Consider the following 17,681-nt stretch of genomic DNA (forward strand, 5'->3'; position numbering starts at 1 on the left):
AGACATACGCATACGCGACCGCCCCGCGCCATTCCGAGCGTGCTACCCCACCCTCTTGATGGCTAAACAGATATTTCGGTCGATTCAATTTATTATGGATTCTATTCTCGTCCTGATGGGTATTCCGCGTTGTTACAGGAGCATCCGCTAGCGTCCGGTTATTCCCCGCCGATTAAAGAAAATGTGGAGTTATCTTTGCGTAGCCCGGGATGTGCGTATTTATCACCGTATTATTTGACAATATTATTTTTAGACTACGTCGGGCGACCTGTTTTCCAATATTTACGCGTGTAAGGGGCATCGGGTGGCATATTTTTCCACGGCGCTTGGTGGTAGGCTGACACCAGGGTGCCGGCTGCATCGGGCGCGCCTGTCTTAATGATGAATACTGGGCTGGAGGTTGTGTGGAGCAGAAAATCGGGTTTATTGGCTGCGGCAACATGGGCCGGGCCATTCTGGGGGGGCTGCTGGCCAGTCAGTTTGCGCGGCCGCAGGATATTCTGGTGTATAACCGAACCGCTGACAGCGTCAGGGCGATTGTCGATGAATATGGCGTCGGCGCGGCCGCCGGTGCGCCGGCGCTGGCCGCCGCGGTGGATATCGTGGTGCTGGGCGTCAAGCCCAGTGGGATGCGTACGTTGCTGGAGGAGATTAACGGGAGTTTGCGGGCCGAGACGATCGTCGTCTCTATTGCGGCCGGCGTGACGCTTGAGACTCTCCAGGAGGGTCTGCCTGCGCAGCAGAAGGTGATTCGGGTTATGCCCAACACGCCCTCGCTGGTCAATGCTGGCATGTCATCCATCACCCCGAACGGGCGAGTCAGCGCCGAAGAGTGCGCCCGGATCGTCGCCTTGTTCCGCAGCTTCGGGCGGGCGGAGGTCGTGCCGGAGTCGCTGATCCACGCCGTGGTCGGGGTGAGCGGATCGTCACCAGCCTATGTGTTCATGTTTATCGAGGCCATGGCCGATGCGGCGGTTCGCGCCGGGATGCCGCGGGCTCAGGCCTATCAGTTTGCGGCCCAGGCGGTGATGGGCGCTGCAAAGATGGTGCTGGAAACCGGTACGCATCCGGCGGAGCTGAAGGATATGGTGTGTTCGCCGGGCGGTACGACCATTGAGGCCGTGGCCGCGCTGGAGGAGAACGGCATGCGCGCGTCGGTGATCGAGGCCATCTCCCGCTGTATCGCGAAGTCGGAGGCGATGAGCCGCCGCTGAGCAGGGCGGTCTCCCCGGCGCGGCCGCGGCGGCGCCGATTCCTTCCGCGGCCGCGCTGCCTATCCTCTTTTTCCCTGTCTATACGCCGCTGATTTGTTTTATTGTGTGATCTGGCTCAAGTTTTTGTCCCTGTGGCCGATAAATCGAACGCTGACTTAACAGTAAACCTGGCCAAGGGATGATCCCATCATGGCGCAGTATTATTTACAGGGAATAATTAATGAATCAACGAATTACAGTCCGTGGCGGACTGCTTGTCATCATCGTTACCTATACCTTATTGTTGTTTTTTATCAGCAGCATGGGAATTTATTTCTTACGCCAGAGCAATCACTCTCTGGCCGTGGTCAATCAGCTGCAGGCCGCTGAGCTGGGCCCGCTGTCTACCGGCTTTAGCGCAACGCTGCGCGCCCGCTCCGCCGCCGCCGTGGCGGCGCGCCAGCTGACGTTGGAACATATTGCCGACGCCGACAGCAGCCGCCGGACGGTAGAGGCCCTACTGACCGAGTCCAACGAGATTATGGCTCAGTTCTCCGCGTTGAAAAAAGTTACCGTGGAGGGGCAGCGTCTGAGCACTCGCCTCGAGCAGAGCTATAACGCCTATATCCAGGATGGCCTGCAGCCGATGGTTCAGGCTCTGGCGGCGCGCAATCTGGATGCCTACTACGCCCTGCTGGAGAATCAGGTCAGCAGTCACTCCACGGAGTACGACCGCGATTTACGCGAGTTTCGGCAGTTTGCTGATACGCTGGGACGTCAGGCGCTAGAGAAGGCGCAGCGGGATTATCAGCGCGCGATGACCCTGATCATTTCCGCCTGCGTCCTGCTGCTGGCGGTCGGAGGCTTCTGCTGGTATGCCCTGCGCGGCATCATTCTGCGGCCGTTGGCGCAGCTGGATGAGCAGGTGGAGCATATCGCCGCCGGAGATCTGGCCCGCCGGCTGGTGCTGAGCGGTCGTTCGGAGATAGCCCAGCTGGGTCGACAGCTGACGCAGATGCAGCAGGCGTTGGCCGGGACGGTACGCCGGGTACGCGACGCCAGCGAGCAGGTTGACGTCGGCGCCCGTGAGCTGCGCGCCGGCAACCGCGATCTGTCGCAGCGCACCGAAGAGCTAGCGGCGTCGCTGGAGGAGACGGCGGCCAGCATGGAGCAGCTGACGGCGACGGTGCGTCAGAATGCGGCCAATGCGGAGCAGGCCAATCAGCTGGCGAGCGGCGTCTCCGACAGCGCGAATCAGGGCGCGGACATCGTCAATGAGGCGATCGTCGGCATGCGCAGCATCTCTCATAGTTCACAGAAGATCGCCGATATTATCACTGTAATCGACGGTATTGCTTTCCAAACCAATATTCTGGCGCTCAATGCGGCGGTAGAGGCGGCGCGCGCCGGTGAGCAGGGTCGCGGCTTTGCCGTGGTGGCCGGTGAGGTGCGCAACCTGGCGCAGCGTAGCGCCCAGTCGGCGAAAGAGATTAAGCTGCTGATCGAAGATTCGGTGCGTCAGGTGAGCGACGGCGAGCGGCGCGTCAGCGCGGCGGCGGAAACCATGGCGAAGATTTCCGCCGAGGTGGTACGCGTGACGGCGCTGATGGCGGAGATCTCCGGCGCCTCTCAGGAGCAGACCCGCGGTATCGAGCAGGTAAACCAGGCTATCGCCCAGATGGATCAGGTGGCGCAGCAAAACGCGGCGCTGGTAGAGGAGTCCACCGCGGCCACGGCGTCGCTGGAGGCACAAAGCGAACAGCTGATGCAGAGTATGGAGAGCTTTAAGCTCGCCTGATCTGCAGGGCGGTGAGGCGCCAGGAGCGCGCCGTCACCGTCGACGATCGCCGTTTCGGATCGCGCCGCAGGGTTGGTTGCCAGCCCTGTGGGGCGTGCGCCGGAGTTACGCGGGCGGCCCGCGAACCCCGGCCCGCATTTCCCGCCTTGATGAGGGGTTTCTGGCGCGACGCCGTTACGGGAGCCCACCGAGTATGTGTATAATCCGAGCGCTATCGTTATCCGCCGGAGCCCCTCATGACCTACCGCATTGCCTTTATCGATGACCACTATATCGTGCGATCCGGCTTCGTACAGCTGCTGGCGCTGGAGGAGGATATGGCGGTGGTCGGTGAGTTTAGCTCGGCGGCAGAGGCGCGGGCCGGCCTGCCGGGGCTGGATGTGCAGGTCTGTATCTGTGATATCTCGATGCCTGATGAAAGCGGTCTGGATCTGCTGGCCGATCTGCCCTCCGGGCTGGCGGTGATCATGCTGTCGATGCACGACAGTGCGGCGCTGGTAGAGTTGGCGCTGGATCGCGGCGCGCGCGGCTTTCTGTCCAAGCGCTGCCGTCCCGAGGATCTGGTCAGCGCGGTACGCACCGTCGCGCAGGGCGGCGTCTATCTGATGCCGGAGATTGCCCAGCAGCTGGCGCGTACCCGTATCGATCCCCTAACCCGCCGCGAGCGCGAGGTGGCGATGATGCTGGCCCAGGGGCTAGAGGTGCGGGAGGTGGCCGAACGTCTCGGCCTGTCGCCGAAAACCGTACACGTCCACCGCGCCAATCTGTTTGTCAAGCTGGGGGTAAACAACAACGTTGAGCTGGCGCACCGCCTGTTGGGACAGTGATGCAGCGTCTGATCTCCAGCATCGCCATCTTCTTTTGCTATACCATCGCCGGATTTTGCCTGTGGGCTATCGGCGCGGCCCTGGTGACTGCGCCCGTCGACGCGCTGCTGCTGTTTCCCTTCGGTCTGCGGATGGGCATTCTGCTGCAGACGCCGCGCCGCTACTGGCCCGGCATTCTGGCCGGCGACGTGGCCGTGCAGCTGTTTTTGAGCTATCAGTTGGGCGGCGGCGGCTGGCTGTGGGGAACCCTGGGGGGACTGCTGCTGTGCATGGCCCTCGCCTGGGCATCGGGAGACTGGCTGCGGCGTCAGCAGCGGCAAGAGGTTGAATGGCGCTGGCCGCTGCAGCAGGGGGCGCTGGTGGCGCTGGCGGCGCTGCTCCAGGCGCTGTCCTGGTCGCTGGCGACCGGCGCCATGCCGGGGCCGGCGCTACTGCTGGGGCTGTGCGGCGGGTTGACGGTGGCACCGACCTGCCTGCTGATTTGGCACTATTTGGCGCAGCAGATTTGGCTGCCGCTGACGCCGGGGATCCTGCATCGCCCGGTCAACCTGCGCCTGCGTCATATCGGCGGCTATCTACTGCTGTTCGCGCTGAGCCTATGGCTGCAGCACCTGGCACAGCACGCCGATCTGCGCCGCTTTGTCCCTTTCTGTCTGGCGATCCCCATCGTCTTCATGTCGTATCGCTATGGCTGGCAGGGGGCGCTGCTGGCCACGCTGCTGAACGGCGTGGTGCTGATCGCGACGGAGCCGCAGGGCGATGCCCCGCACCGCGATCTGCTACTATCGCTGCTGGCGCAGAGTCTGACCGGGATGCTGTTGGGCGCCGGGATCGAGCGGCAGCGCGATCTGAACCGTCAGCTGGCGCAGCGTCTGGCGGAGAACCGTTCGCTGGCCCGTTCGCTGGTCATGGCGCAGGAGATGACCCGGCGGGAGATCGCCCGTGAGCTGCATGATGAGGTTGGGCAGACCATTACGGTGATCCGCACCCAGGCGGGCATCATTCGGCGGCTGAGCGATGAGCCGCGCCTGCTGGCCAGCGCCGAGGCCATCGAAAACCACGCCCTACGGGTATATGACGGCGTACACGATCTGCTGGCGCAGCTGTGGCCGGCATCGCTGAGCAACCTGCCGCTGTCGGCGGCGCTCTCGGCGCTGCTGCGCGATCTGGCACCGCCGGAGCAGGGCACCACGGCGCGGCTACGCTGGCATATCGACGACGCTGCATTGGACGATACCCTGAAAATTACGCTGTACCGCCTGTGTCAGGAGGGGGTGACGAACGCCTGTCGCCACGCGCGGGCCAGTCATATCGAGGTAGAGGGCTGGCAGGACGCCGATGGCCTGCTGCACGTGAGTATCTGCGATGACGGCTGCGGGGTGGATACGCTCAGCCTGACGCCGGGATATGGACTGCGCGGCCTGCGAGAGCGGATCTGCGCCATGGGCGGGGAGCTGCGCTTGGAGAGCCATCAGGGGACCCGGCTGGCTGTGATCCTGCCCGCAGTTTTATCCGGCGAGGTGGAAAACTAGGAGATTTTCTTAGCGGCGGCGGGGGATTTGTATTAGTTATCCCGCGCGCGCGCGCCGCACCATAGCGGCTACAACGATGAGTTTTCACGCACGAGGTATTTCCCCATGTGGTCTTTTCTGAAAAGCCGCACCGACGCGCCCGAGATCCAGGATAGCGCCAAGGTTGATGCAGCCTATAAATACTGGCGCATCCAGCTGATGTGGGTCATGTATGTTGGCTACGCCGCCTTTTACTTTACCCGCAAAAGCTTCAACTTCATCATGCCGGAAATGATCAGCGATCTGGGACTGAGCATGTCCGATATCGGCATCATGGGTACGCTATTCTATATCACCTATGGCTGTTCCAAGTTCATCTCCGGGATGATCAGCGATCGCTCCAACCCGCGCTATTTTATGGGCCTGGGGCTGATCATGACCGGTATTATCAATATCGTCTTCGGGATGAGTTCGTCGCTGCTGGTGCTGGGGGCGCTGTGGATGGTTAACGCCTTCTTCCAGGGCTGGGGCTGGCCGCCGTGCTCGAAGATCCTGACCAGCTGGTATTCACGCGCCGAACGCGGCAGCTGGTGGGCCATCTGGAATACCTCTCATAACGTCGGCGGCGCGCTGATCCCGCTGCTGGTCGGCTTTATTTCTCTGCACTTCAGCTGGCGCTATGGCATGATCATCCCCGGGATTATCGGTATCGTACTGGGGCTGCTGATGTGCTGGCGCCTGCGCGACAAGCCGGTCACGATGGGGCTGCCGAGCGTCGGAAAATGGCGTAATGACGCACTGGAGCTGGTGCAGGAGTCCGAAGGCAAGGGGCTCTCCAATAAAGAGATCATCAAGCGCTATGTGCTGACGAATAAGTACATCTGGCTGCTGGCCGTCTCTTATGTGCTGGTATATATCGTGCGTACCGCGATCAATGACTGGGGTAACCTGTACCTGACCCAGACCAAGGGCTACTCGCTGATGACCGCCAACTCGGCGCTGTCGCTGTTTGAGGTGGGGGGCTTTATCGGTTCTCTGGTCGCCGGCTGGGGCTCCGATAGACTGTTCCGCGGCAACCGCGGCCCGATGAACCTGATCTTCGCTATCGGGATCTTCCTCTCCGTGGCCGCGCTGTGGCTGATGCCGGGCGGCAGCTATGCGCTGCAGGCCGCCTGTTTCTTCTCCATCGGCTTCTTCATCTTTGGTCCGCAGATGCTAATCGGGATGGCCGCCGCCGAGTGTTCTCATAAGGATGCGGCCGGCGCGGCGACCGGTTTTGTCGGCCTGTTCGCCTATCTGGGGGCGGCGCTTTCCGGTTATCCAATCGCCCGGGTGATGGAGGTGTGGCACTGGAACGGCTTTTTCGTCGTGATTTCCGTGGCGGCCTGTCTGTCTGCGCTGTTTCTGCTGCCGTTCCTGCGCGCGCAGAAGGCCGAGAGCAAAGCGCCGCCGGCGGTGCAGGTTAACGCCTGAGTTCGCTATGGTGCGATAAAAAAGGCATGGCTTCGGCCATGCTTTTTGCTATCTGAAGGCGGGAAACTGTGGCTAAAATGCAGGCAACGGGATGGATTTAGCGTCGGATGGCCGGTTTTCTCAACAAACGGCGGCCGTAATGCAAAAAGGGGGTTGACGGCGGGTGAGGCTAGCAGTAACATGCGCTCCGCATTCGGCGAGTAGCGCAGCCTGGTAGCGCAACACGTTCGGGACGTGTGGGTCGGAGGTTCGAATCCTCTCTCGCCGACCAAATTCCTGAGAAACCCAGCCTTTACGGCTGGGTTTTTTGCGTTATGGCGGCTTTACAGTCAAACGTAAAAAGCCGGGCCTCTGTGGGCGTTAAGGTGTTGACGACGGGTAGCGCTAGCAGTAACATGCGCTCCGCATTCGGCGAGTAGCGCAGCCTGGTAGCGCAACACGTTCGGGACGTGTGGGTCGGAGGTTCGAATCCTCTCTCGCCGACCAAATTCCTGAAAAGCCCAGCCTTTACGGCTGGGCTTTTTGCATTGTGGCCGGGGTGGCGCGGGTCGTCCTTAGCGCTCCTGGCGGCGAATAAAGTCGACGCAGCGCGGCGCGGCGATGCGCCGGTAGTCGGCGCAGTTTAGGATCAGCGAGCGCTCCAGCGTGCCGGCGTTAAAGGCCAGCTCCTCAAAGCGGGTAAACAGCAGCGGATCGGCGACCAGCAGCAGGTCGGGATGCAGGCTGAAGGGAGGGATCGCGCCAAAGAGGCAATCGGTCAGCGTGCTGACCTCTGCCGGACTGGCCAACGAGGCACGGGTCCCGCCGATGCCCTGCGCCAGCGCGCTGAGATCGGCCTGCTGATCGGCGGGCAGCACCGCTAGCACATGCTGCTTTACCCCATTCCCCTTGACGTGGCAGACCAGCGCCTTGGCGCCCTGGCCGAGCTGGGTACCGCGAATTTTGGCCACCTCTTCTGATTTCCCCGCGCTGGGGTGTTCAACGACGCGATAGCGTGCGCCTTGGCTGTCCAGCAGCCGCTGCAGCTGTTCAAACGTTGCCTGTGACACCGTATTTCTCCCATTGATGATGATGCCTGCGATCATAGCGCGAAGGCGTGGCTACGCCTGAGGCCGTTTCCGCAAAAATGGCCGCTGCGACGCGCGGACTCCCGTTTTCAGCAGAATTTTCCCCTGTCTTAATGGCACTTTCCCGGGTTAACTGTGCATATATTCGACATCTGAGATAAATTTTTTCGCCGGCGGCGGTAGGGAGATCGACTGGTAAAATTTTGTTACATGGTGGAATGCACGTCACAATTTCACCGTGGGCAGATTTCGACCTATCTGTGAGGTTTATTTATCCTTTTTTATACAAAAATATTGCCTATTTATTAGGCGATAAATTGTATTTTGTCATATTGACGTCAACCGGAACACTTGAGAGATTGGGGCGTATAAGGTGAAAACAGCGCTTCAGGATTGTGCATCTATTCGCTGATGGACTGCCCGATGAGTCGTTCCTCGCCGGGATATCGTCTACCCACCTTGGCCGCTCAGGCCGCCGCCGGACGGATCGTACAGAAAAAAACAGAGATCCGCCGGTCACACAACATCACAGTATGGAGTTCAATGTTATGTCTTCCAAGAATCACGTATCTACGGGGCGTGGCGCAGGCGTCGTCGCGCTGAAATGGGGCGTCGGCCTGCTCGCGCTGGCGATCGCCGGCAGCCTGCAGGCAAAGACCCTGGTGTACTGTTCTGAGGGATCTCCGGAGGGGTTTAACCCGCAGCTGTTTACCTCGGGTACCACCTATGACGCTAGCGCGGTCCCTATCTATAACCGTCTGATTGAGTTTAAGAACGGGAGCACGGAGATCGAGCCCGGGCTGGCGGAGAGCTGGGAGGTCAGCCCCGATGGCAAGACCTATACCTTCCATCTGCGCAAGGGGGTGAAGTGGCAGGGCAGCAAGCTGTTTAAGCCGACCCGCGACTTCAACGCCGACGACGTGGTGTTCTCCTTCGAACGTCAGCGCGATCCGAACCACCCGTACCACAAGGTCTCCGGCGGCAGCTATGAGTACTTTCAGGGGATGGGGCTGCCGGAGCTGATCGCCAAGGTCGAAAAAGTGAACGATAGCACGGTGCGCATTGAGCTGAATCACCCGGAGTCACCGTTCCTGGCGGATTTGGCGATGGACTTCGCATCGATCCTGTCCGCCGAATATGCCGATGCGATGATGAAGGCGGGCACGCCGGAGAAGATCGATCTGGAGCCGCTGGGCACCGGTCCCTTCCAACTGATGCAGTACCAGAAGGATTCGAAGATCCTCTATAAAGCCAACAAAGACTACTGGGGCCCACAGCCGAAGATCGACCGCCTGGTGTTCTCCATTACGCCGGATGCCTCGGTGCGCTATGCCAAGCTGCAGAAGAATGAGTGTCAGGTGATGCCGTACCCGAACCCGGCGGATCTGGCGCGCATGAAGCAGGATAAGAATATTACTCTGTTGGAGCAGCCGGGGCTTAACGTGGGCTACCTGTCGTTTAACGTCGATAAAAAGCCGCTGGATAACGTCAAGGTGCGCCAGGCGCTGACCATGGCAGTCAACAAACCGGCCATCATTGAGGCCGTCTATCAGAAGGCCGGTCAGCCGGCGAAAAACCTGATACCGCCGACCATGTGGGGCTATAACGACGCGATTAAGGATTATCCGTACTATCCGGAGAAGGCCAAGGCGCTGCTGAAGGAGGCCGGTTTGGCCGATGGATTCAGCATCGATCTGTGGGCGATGCCGGTACAGCGTCCTTATAACCCTAACGCGCGCCGTATGGCCGAGATGATCCAGGCGGACTGGGACAAGATCGGCGTGAAGGCCAAGATTGTGACCTACGAGTGGGGGGAGTACCTCAAGCGCGCTAAAGACGGCGAACACCAGGCGGTGATGATGGGTTGGACCGGCGATAACGGCGATCCGGACAACTTCTTCGCCACGCTGTTCAGCTGCGATGCGGCCAAGCAGGGCTCCAACTATTCCCGCTGGTGCTATCAGCCGTTTGAGGCGGTGATTCAGCCGGCGCGCGCCGAGGCGGACCAGGCCAAGCGCGCCGAGCTGTATCGCCAGGCCCAGGTGATAATGCATGACCAGGCACCGGCGCTGATCATCGCCCACTCCACCGTCTATGAGCCGGTGCGCAAAGAGGTGAAGGGCTATGTCGTGGATCCGCTGGGCAAACATCACTTCAATCAGGTCTCCCTGGAGTAATCCAGCCGCCCCTCAAGGGGGAGGGACTTCGTGAACCGTACCGCCGCATGGCCGTGAGGCCTGGCGGTATCCGGGGCCAGGCGCTGCGCACTCTTGCGCAGCGCAGCGGGCCGGCGGATGGGTGCCGGCCAACTACAGAGAGTTCGGGCTATGCTGCAGTTTATTCTCCGGCGTTTGGGGCTGGTCATCCCAACGTTTATCGGCATTACGTTGCTGACATTCGCGTTTGTTCACATGATCCCCGGCGATCCGGTGATGATCATGGCGGGCGAGCGCGGGATCTCCGCGGAGCGTCATGCTCAGATCATGGCTGAGATGGGGCTGGATAAGCCGCTATATCAGCAATACTTCATCTATATCGACGACGTGCTGCACGGCAACCTCGGTCAGTCCTTGAAGAGCCGAACCCCGGTGTGGCAGGAGTTTGTGCCGCGCTTTCAGGCGACGCTAGAGTTGGGGATCTGCGCCATGCTGTTCGCGGTGCTGCTGGGGATCCCTATCGGGGTGCTGGCGGCCGTCAAGCGGGGGTCGATCTTTGACCATACGGCGGTCGGCGTGGCGCTGACCGGCTACTCCATGCCGATTTTCTGGTGGGGCATGATGCTGATCATGCTGGTCTCGGTCAATCTGGATTTGACGCCGGTCTCCGGGCGCATCAGCGATACGGTCTTTCTGGACGATAGTCACCCGTTGACCGGCTTTATGCTGATCGACACCCTGCTGTGGGGGGAACCGGGGGACTTTAAGGATGCGGTGATGCACCTGATTCTGCCCTCTATCGTACTGGGCACCATTCCACTGGCGGTGATCGTGCGCATGACCCGCTCGGCGATGCTGGAGGTGCTGAGCGAGGACTATATCCGCACCGCCCGCGCCAAGGGGCTGAGCCGCCTGCGGGTGATCGTGGTGCATGCCCTGCGCAATGCGCTGCTGCCGGTGGTGACGGTGATCGGCCTGCAGGTCGGTACGCTGCTGGCCGGAGCCATCCTGACGGAGACCATCTTCTCCTGGCCGGGGCTGGGGCGCTGGCTGATCGATGGCCTGCAGCGCCGCGACTATCCAGTGGTGCAGGGCGGCGTTCTGCTGGTCGCCAGCATGATCATTCTGGTTAACCTGCTGGTCGACGTGCTGTACGGCATCGTTAACCCGCGTATCCGTCATAAACACTAGGAGGCCGCTGATGTCTGAACCAACAACGGCCGCGACGACGGCTACCTCATCCGGTGTCCCGGCACCGCGGCCGATGACGCCGCTGCAGGAGTTCTGGCACTATTTTCGCCGCAATAAAGGCGCCGTCGCAGGGCTTATCTACGTGGCGATCGTGGTGGTGGTGGCGCTGGGGGCCAATGTCATTGCGCCGCACCTGCCGCAGGAGCAGTTCCGCGATGCGCTGCTGCGTCCGCCGGTCTGGGAGACCGGCGGCAGCTGGCGCTTTATTCTGGGCACCGATGACGTGGGGCGCGACGTGCTGTCGCGGTTGATTTACGGCGCCCGTCTGTCGCTGCTGGTGGGCTGTCTGGTGGTCGCGCTGTCGCTGATCCTCGGGGTGGTGCTGGGGCTGCTGGCGGGCTACTTTGGCAGCGCGGTGGATGCGCTGATCATGCGGGTGGTCGATATCATGCTGGCGCTGCCGAGCCTGCTGCTGGCGCTGGTGCTGGTGGCCATATTCGGCCCCTCTATCGTGAATGCGTCGCTGGCGCTGACCTTTGTGGCGCTGCCGCACTATGTCCGCCTTACGCGCGCCGCGGTATTGGCGGAGGTGCATCGCGACTACGTGACCGCCTCCGGGGTGGCCGGCGCCGGTGCGCTGCGCCAGATGTTCGTCAATATCCTGCCCAACTGCCTGGCGCCGCTGATTGTGCAGGCGTCGCTGGGTTTTTCTAATGCGATCCTCGATATGGCCGCGCTGGGTTTCCTGGGAATGGGCGCCCAGCCGCCGACGCCGGAGTGGGGCACCATGCTGTCCGATGTGCTGCAGTTCGCCCAGAGCGCCTGGTGGGTGGTGACCTTCCCCGGACTGGCCATTCTGTTGACGGTATTGGCGTTTAACCTAATGGGCGACGGCCTGCGCGATGCGCTGGATCCGAAGCTGAAGCAGTAAGGAGAGGGACATGGCATTACTGGATGTAGATCAGCTATCGGTGCATTTCGGCGACGATAGCGCCCCTTTCCGTGCGGTTGACCGCATCAGCTACCAGGTTGAACAGGGAGAGGTGGTGGGGATTGTCGGTGAGTCCGGCTCCGGCAAATCGGTCAGCTCGCTGGCCATTATGGGGCTGATCGATTTTCCTGGGCGGGTGACGGCACAGCGACTGAGCTTTAACGGCGCCGATCTGCAGCGTATCTCCGAGCGGGAGCGACGCCAGCTGGTGGGGGCCGAGGTGGCGATGATATTCCAAGACCCGATGACCAGCCTGAATCCCTGCTACACCGTGGGATTTCAGATTATGGAGGCGCTGAAGGTGCATCAGGGAGGTAACCGGCGCACCCGGCGCCAGCGCGCCATCGATCTGCTTACTCAGGTCGGCATTCCCGATCCGGCGTCGCGTCTGTCGGTCTATCCGCACCAGCTTTCCGGCGGTATGAGTCAGCGGGTGATGATCGCCATGGCGATCGCCTGCCGTCCCAAGCTGCTGATTGCCGATGAGCCGACCACCGCGCTGGATGTGACCATTCAGGCGCAGATCATCGAACTGCTGCTGGCGCTGCAGCAGCGGGAAAATATGGCGCTGGTGCTGATCACCCACGACCTGGCGCTGGTGGCGGAGGCGGCGCATAAGATCATCGTGATGTACGCCGGGCAGGTAGTGGAGTCCGGGCTGGCCGGCGAGATTTTCCACACGCCGCGCCACCCCTATACCCAGGCGCTGCTGCGGGCGCTGCCCGAGTTTGCGGTGGACGGCGAGCGTCTGGTGTCGCTGCCGGGGGTGGTGCCGGGTAAGTACGATCGCCCGACGGGCTGCCTGCTCAATCCGCGCTGCCCCTATGCGACCGAGCAGTGTCGGCGCGAGGAGCCGTCGCTGCGCCGCCTGCACGGGCGGGCGGTGAAGTGCCACACCCCATTGGACGACGCCGGGAGGCCGACAGCATGAGTGAAGCCATATTACAGGCGCCGTTACTGCAGGCGGTGGATCTGAAAAAGCATTATCCGGTCAAGAGCGGGCTATTTTCCCAAGAAAGGCTGGTCAAGGCGCTGGATGGGGTCTCGTTCAGCCTGGAACGGGGAAAAACCCTGGCGGTGGTCGGGGAGTCCGGCTGCGGTAAGTCGACGCTGGGACGCCTGCTGACGATGATCGAAGCGCCGAGCGCCGGCGAGCTCTATTATCGGGGCCAGGATCTGCTGCAGCCCGATGCGCAGGCGCAAAAGCTGCGTCGCCAGAAGATCCAGATCGTGTTCCAGAACCCCTACGCCTCGCTGAACCCGCGCAAGAAGGTCGGCGCGATCCTTGAGGAGCCGCTGCGGATCAATACGCCGCTGTCGCGCGATCAGCGGCGCGAACGGGCGCTGGCGATGATGGCGCGGGTCGGTCTAAAGACCGAGCACTACGATCGCTATCCGCATATGTTTTCCGGCGGCCAGCGCCAGCGCATCGCTATTGCCCGCGGCCTGATGTTAAATCCGGACGTGGTGATCGCCGATGAGCCGGTGTCGGCGCTCGATGTGTCGGTGCGTGCCCAGGTGCTCAATTTGATGATGGATCTGCAGCGGGAGCTGGGGCTCTCCTATGTCTTTATCTCACATGATCTGTCGGTGGTGGAGCATATCGCCGATGAGGTGATGGTGATGTACCTGGGGCGCTGCGTCGAGAAGGGCAGCAAGGCGGCGGTGTTCGGCAATCCGCGTCACCCCTATACCCAGGCGCTGTTGTCGGCGACGCCGCGGCTGAATCCGCAGATGCGCCGCGAGCGGATCAAGCTGAGCGGGGAGCTGCCCAGCCCGTTTAATCCGCCGCCCGGCTGTGCCTTTAACGCCCGCTGCCGCTGCGCCTTTGAGACCTGTCGCCAGCTGCAGCCGCCGCTGCGTCGCTATGGCGATCAGATGATCGCCTGTTTTGCCGTGGAGAAGGAGGTGGGGGCCTAGCGGCCCCGGCGCGATAATAAAAAAAAGAGCCGTGAGCCGGCTCTTTTTTTATGGTGGCGTCGCCGTGGCTACTGTGGGTAGGGCACCCAGTCCCCGCCGTTGAGACGTACATAGGGTTTTCCCTGATACATCATGACGATGGCGTTATCGTTTTCCGACACGGCGGCGCTTTGGGGAAGGTTGCTGACCAGCGCCTGCCAGTCGACGCTGGGCTGGGTGAAGATCTTGCCATCCAGGCTGCGAACGACCAGCTCGGAGAGGGCCAGATAGCTGCTCGGCCGATCGACCAATACCGGCGAGGCCGGCGCCGGCGCCTTCATACCGCTGAAGATAACGCCGACCGGCACGTGGGTGATTGACATGCTGGGGATATCGCGGAGTCCGGCCATCTGCATCTTGTCACCGACTACCGCCGCGCCGTGCTCTGGTACGATCACCACCATCACCCGGCGTCCGGATCTCTCCAGATCGTCCAGAAAGCCGTTGAGCTGGTCGAGCAGGGTCTGGGCCCGCGGCTTAAAGTCGGCTCCCCGATTGGCACCGATAAAGCGGTTACCGTCGTGCAGGGCGATCAGGTTGACGAAGCTGGCCGTGCGTGCGTCGCCCAGCTTTTCGGTACTGCTCAACCAGCGTTGGAGCAGCGCCAGATCGTTGGTGATGGGTTCGCCATTGAATGCGGTCAGCTCGACCGGTAGGCCGGCGTTGGCGCTGAGGGGAGCCTGCATGTTGCCAAATTGGCGTAGGTGTGCCAGATAGTCGCCGAAAACCCCGGAATGATCCAGCGCGAGCTCTTGCCGGAAGCCCAGCCGGGCCAGGTTGGCCATCAGATCGCACTGAGTCGGAACGGGGCTGTAGAGCATCTTATGCGAGGACTGACCGCAGCTGGCGCGCATGATGCGGATGGCGGCCGGACCGCTGTAGGCGGTGGCGGAGTTAAAGTCGTTGAACAGAATATCCATCCGTTTCCACAGCGGATGATCCTGCAGGCCGGCGGCGCTGAGATCGCTCCAGGAGAGGGAGCAGATATTGAGGATCAAGAGATCGAAGGGCTGGGCATCGGCCGGCAGGGCCGCGGGAAAATGGGTTTGCCGCTGTTGTTCGCTGGCGTAAAAGCGATCCAGCCAGTCGTTCAGGCTGCTATTGTTGGGCGCGGCGCTCTGCGCCGGGATCTCCGCAGCGCTGACGGCTGAGATCGGTGTATTGCCTGGCGTGGACAGACTGCTCGCCGGGGGGCGGCCGTGGCCGCACCCTGCTGCAGGCTGAGCTGTGGAATGCCAATGCTGCCCAGATTGACCCATACCAGGGCAAGAATGGTAAACGTGGTAATCCGAATCCACTGGGTGAGAAACAGGTAGGCGACGGTGATCACCAGCGCCGCGCCGATCATGGTCCAGTTAATAAAACGCAGCGTTAAATCCCAGGCATAGGCCGCGCTGAAGTGGCTCCACTGATCGCGCTGGTGCGCAATACTGCTTAGCCCCGGTAGCCAGGTGTCGTGGTAAAACAGCGCCACTCCGATGGGGATAGCCAGCCAGCTGCGCCAGCGGTGCAGATGCGCCGAGGGCAGGGGAAACAGCAGAAAGGCTAAAAAGATAATGTTGGCGAAAGGGTGAAAATTAAGATAGCCGTACCACAGTAGCGCCAGCTTCAGTAAAAAATAGAGATTCCAGCCGCCTAGCCCGTGCCAGCGGTAGCCCCGTTCAGAGAAAACGCCCTGCTGCTCAGTGTGTTTTGCCATGCTTATCTACCCTAGCGGAGAGTGGGCGGCGGTGCAGTACCGTCACCCGTTGAAGATAACGGGTCGGGAAAATCGTCCTCCGCAGCGTTCGTAGAGGATGAGGGTAATACTTGTGCAGGTAAAAACCGCCGGGCAGCATGACCAGCGCGCACAGAACGAGGATCTGCAGAATATCCGTAATCGTCATCATGATGAGGGCTCCCGTGACGTCATCCCGAGGGTCAGCCGCCGGGGGACGCGTCGTGGCGGCGGCATCGCTGTATCCGCCGGCGCGCTGACCGGCTGTGGAGGAAGCGACTCGGGCGGCGGCCCTTGCGTGGGCGTCTCACTGCGCATACGCGTCAGCTCCAGCATCAGCTCTGCATCCTGGTGCCATAGGCGGCGGTGGATGAAGAGCTCCTCGACGGGCAGCGGGAAGATAAAGCGCAGTGCGGTGTCCAGTTCATGCGGGCGGCAGTAGGCCAGGAACAGGACCAGAGATTGCCCGTCCAGAGTGACTAAATCGCCGTCACGGCGCAGGTTGCAGAGTTTTAGCACCTGTTCGGCATCTATTCCGGAAACCGGCCGTAAGGAGGCTAGCGTGCCGCGTCCGTCGTGCGGTATCAGCGGGTTGTCCAGGAGGTCGAGCAATAGCGTGCAGAACTGCGCTTTGGTCTGGTAGCCGCGCAGCTTGAGCGGCCGCAGGGCGTCGAGCAACGTGGTGATATTGGCCGGCACGTGGCGTAAAAACGTGTGTCCCTGCAGTCCTTCCAGACTCACCAGCGCGTTGGACAGCGTGGCGTGTAGCGGGATGACCACATTGGCGCCGCAGGCCAGCAGCAGGCGTTCATCGCTGCTGCGCTGTACAACCGCCTGCTCTCGCACTGCTATTTTCAGTGCATTGCCGCGCTGGCGGCGCAGCGTGTGGATTTGCCGCGCCAGATCGTCCACCTGATCGCTTTGCATCAGTGAAAAGACCAGGGTTGCCGCCTGCGCCGCCAGCGCGGCGGTAAACAGTTCATGGTTAGACGTAAACAAGTGCCAGTGCTCAGAGAGCGGGGGGGCGCCCTCCAGGATCGCGGCGTGCGCCAGATAGCTATCTTCATCACTATGGGGCTGTGGCGGTGGCAGGGTGGTTTCTACATTGGCCTGCCAGCCCTGTGACGTGTGGGTTAGCGGAATATTCTGCTGAGCCGAAACGCCCCGCTCATTACACCAAAAGGCGACATCATAGAGCCAGCGATCCAGCTGCCAGCGTAGGCTGGCGAGCCCTGAGACGAGGCGATTCAATGGAGCTAATTGATTTCGTAGGATATCGGTTCCTGCACCGTGGCTGATGACGAGCAGCGTCGCGTTGCAGCGCTGTAGCCAACGATGGATGTGGTTTATCCAGCGGTTTATCCCATCGGCGGAGAGCGTGGTCAGGTCGGTCGCAGGGAGCAGTAGGATAAACAGCGAAGATGCTGGGCCCATTAGACGGGTTAACTCATCCGGCAGCGCCATCAGCGCCGTTAGCGTCGGCGTCAGGCGATAAACAGGCAGAGACGCAGGGCCTTGCGAATAGTCCTCCGCCAACGCTGACGTCACCTGTATATCGTGACCCGCCTCAATAAGCGTGACGTGGGTACTTTCCGGCTGGGCAAGAATCGTTTGACGGCACAGGCCAGACACATCCTGTGTGCGATCGATATTCAGCCAATAAAGGCCGTGCGTTTGCACTGTCTGGAGCTCATCCCACAGGTGTGGGATACCGAGCATAAATGATTGCGCCATGGTATATCGACTTTGTGAGAATAGAGTGTTCCACCATGCCGACATAGGCAAAATAACATTATCT

The 17,681-nt window shown here is 61.3% G+C and carries 13 protein-coding genes, 2 tRNA genes and 1 pseudogene; 12 read left to right on the forward strand and 4 right to left on the reverse strand.

Annotated elements, in window-relative coordinates; translation table 11 throughout:
• Positions 1 to 404: 404 nt before the first annotated feature.
• The 7 genes from proC (at position 405) to QY76_RS03515 (ending at position 7,288) form a co-directional block, all read left to right on the forward strand.
• Entirely contained in the window at positions 405 to 1,214 is an 810-nt protein-coding gene (gene proC / locus QY76_RS03485; RefSeq protein WP_034164027.1) for a pyrroline-5-carboxylate reductase, read from the forward strand.
• 220 nt (positions 1,215 to 1,434) lie between these two features.
• Positions 1,435 to 2,991 (forward strand): methyl-accepting chemotaxis protein, encoded by a 1,557-nt coding sequence (locus tag QY76_RS03490; RefSeq protein ID WP_034164026.1) that lies wholly within the window; start codon positions 1,435 to 1,437, stop codon positions 2,989 to 2,991.
• Positions 2,992 to 3,227: 236 nt separating this feature from the next.
• Positions 3,228 to 3,818, forward strand: a complete 591-nt coding sequence (gene uhpA / locus QY76_RS03495) for a transcriptional regulator UhpA (protein WP_012850195.1) — start codon at positions 3,228 to 3,230, stop codon at positions 3,816 to 3,818.
• Positions 3,818 to 5,350 carry a signal transduction histidine-protein kinase/phosphatase UhpB gene (uhpB, locus tag QY76_RS03500; RefSeq protein ID WP_034164025.1) on the forward strand — a complete coding sequence of 511 codons (1,533 nt, stop codon included), beginning with the start codon at positions 3,818 to 3,820 and terminating at the stop codon, positions 5,348 to 5,350. The genes uhpA and uhpB overlap by 1 nt, the downstream gene beginning before the upstream one ends.
• 105 nt (positions 5,351 to 5,455) lie before the next feature.
• Entirely contained in the window at positions 5,456 to 6,802 is a 1,347-nt protein-coding gene (locus QY76_RS03505) for an MFS transporter (protein ID WP_034164024.1), read from the forward strand.
• A gap of 194 nt (positions 6,803 to 6,996) precedes the next feature.
• Positions 6,997 to 7,073: transfer RNA gene (locus QY76_RS03510), tRNA-Pro, on the forward strand.
• Between the two features lie 138 nt (positions 7,074 to 7,211).
• Positions 7,212 to 7,288 (forward strand) — tRNA-Pro (locus tag QY76_RS03515).
• Between the two features lie 68 nt (positions 7,289 to 7,356).
• Here QY76_RS03515 and QY76_RS03520 read toward each other — a convergent pair.
• Positions 7,357 to 7,851, reverse strand: coding sequence for a YbaK/prolyl-tRNA synthetase associated domain-containing protein (locus QY76_RS03520; RefSeq protein ID WP_034164085.1), 495 nt, complete (start codon positions 7,849 to 7,851; stop codon positions 7,357 to 7,359).
• Positions 7,852 to 8,417: 566 nt separating this feature from the next.
• Here QY76_RS03520 and dppA point away from each other — a divergent pair.
• From dppA to dppF, 5 genes are all read left to right on the forward strand, one after another.
• The gene (gene dppA / locus QY76_RS03525) at positions 8,418 to 10,046 is read left to right on the forward strand and encodes a dipeptide ABC transporter periplasmic-binding protein DppA (RefSeq protein ID WP_045425968.1); all 1,629 of its coding nucleotides are present in this window, start codon (positions 8,418 to 8,420) and stop codon (positions 10,044 to 10,046) included.
• A gap of 150 nt (positions 10,047 to 10,196) precedes the next feature.
• Positions 10,197 to 11,216, forward strand: coding sequence for a dipeptide ABC transporter permease DppB (dppB, locus tag QY76_RS03530; RefSeq protein WP_012850190.1), 1,020 nt, complete (start codon positions 10,197 to 10,199; stop codon positions 11,214 to 11,216).
• Between the two features lie 10 nt (positions 11,217 to 11,226).
• Positions 11,227 to 12,147 carry a dipeptide ABC transporter permease DppC gene (dppC, locus tag QY76_RS03535; RefSeq protein WP_045425971.1) on the forward strand — a complete coding sequence of 307 codons (921 nt, stop codon included), beginning with the start codon at positions 11,227 to 11,229 and terminating at the stop codon, positions 12,145 to 12,147.
• Positions 12,148 to 12,157: 10 nt separating this feature from the next.
• On the forward strand, positions 12,158 to 13,138 hold the full coding sequence (gene dppD, locus QY76_RS03540) for a dipeptide ABC transporter ATP-binding protein (RefSeq protein ID WP_034164021.1): 981 nt from the start codon (positions 12,158 to 12,160) through the stop codon (positions 13,136 to 13,138).
• On the forward strand, positions 13,135 to 14,127 hold the full coding sequence (gene dppF, locus QY76_RS03545) for a dipeptide ABC transporter ATP-binding subunit DppF (protein ID WP_034164019.1): 993 nt from the start codon (positions 13,135 to 13,137) through the stop codon (positions 14,125 to 14,127). The genes dppD and dppF overlap by 4 nt, the downstream gene beginning before the upstream one ends.
• Before the next feature lie 68 nt (positions 14,128 to 14,195).
• Here dppF and bcsG read toward each other — a convergent pair.
• The 3 genes and pseudogenes from bcsG to bcsE all read right to left on the reverse strand — a co-directional run bounded on the left by bcsG (position 14,196) and on the right by bcsE (position 17,617).
• Positions 14,196 to 15,865, reverse strand: a pseudogene (gene bcsG / locus QY76_RS03550) (cellulose biosynthesis protein BcsG).
• Positions 15,849 to 16,055 carry a cellulose biosynthesis protein BcsF gene (gene bcsF / locus QY76_RS03555; protein WP_012850185.1) on the reverse strand — a complete coding sequence of 69 codons (207 nt, stop codon included), beginning with the start codon at positions 16,053 to 16,055 and terminating at the stop codon, positions 15,849 to 15,851. Before bcsF ends, bcsG begins: the two are co-directional and overlap by 17 nt.
• Positions 16,052 to 17,617: a cellulose biosynthesis protein BcsE gene (gene bcsE / locus QY76_RS03560; RefSeq protein ID WP_045425982.1), complete on the reverse strand. Its 1,566-nt coding sequence runs from the start codon at positions 17,615 to 17,617 to the stop codon at positions 16,052 to 16,054. Before bcsE ends, bcsF begins: the two co-directional genes overlap by 4 nt.
• Positions 17,618 to 17,681: the final 64 nt, after the last annotated feature.

Origin of the sequence: Edwardsiella sp. EA181011 (genome assembly GCF_000800725.1) — a bacterium.
GTDB lineage: Bacteria > Pseudomonadota > Gammaproteobacteria > Enterobacterales > Enterobacteriaceae > Edwardsiella > Edwardsiella anguillarum.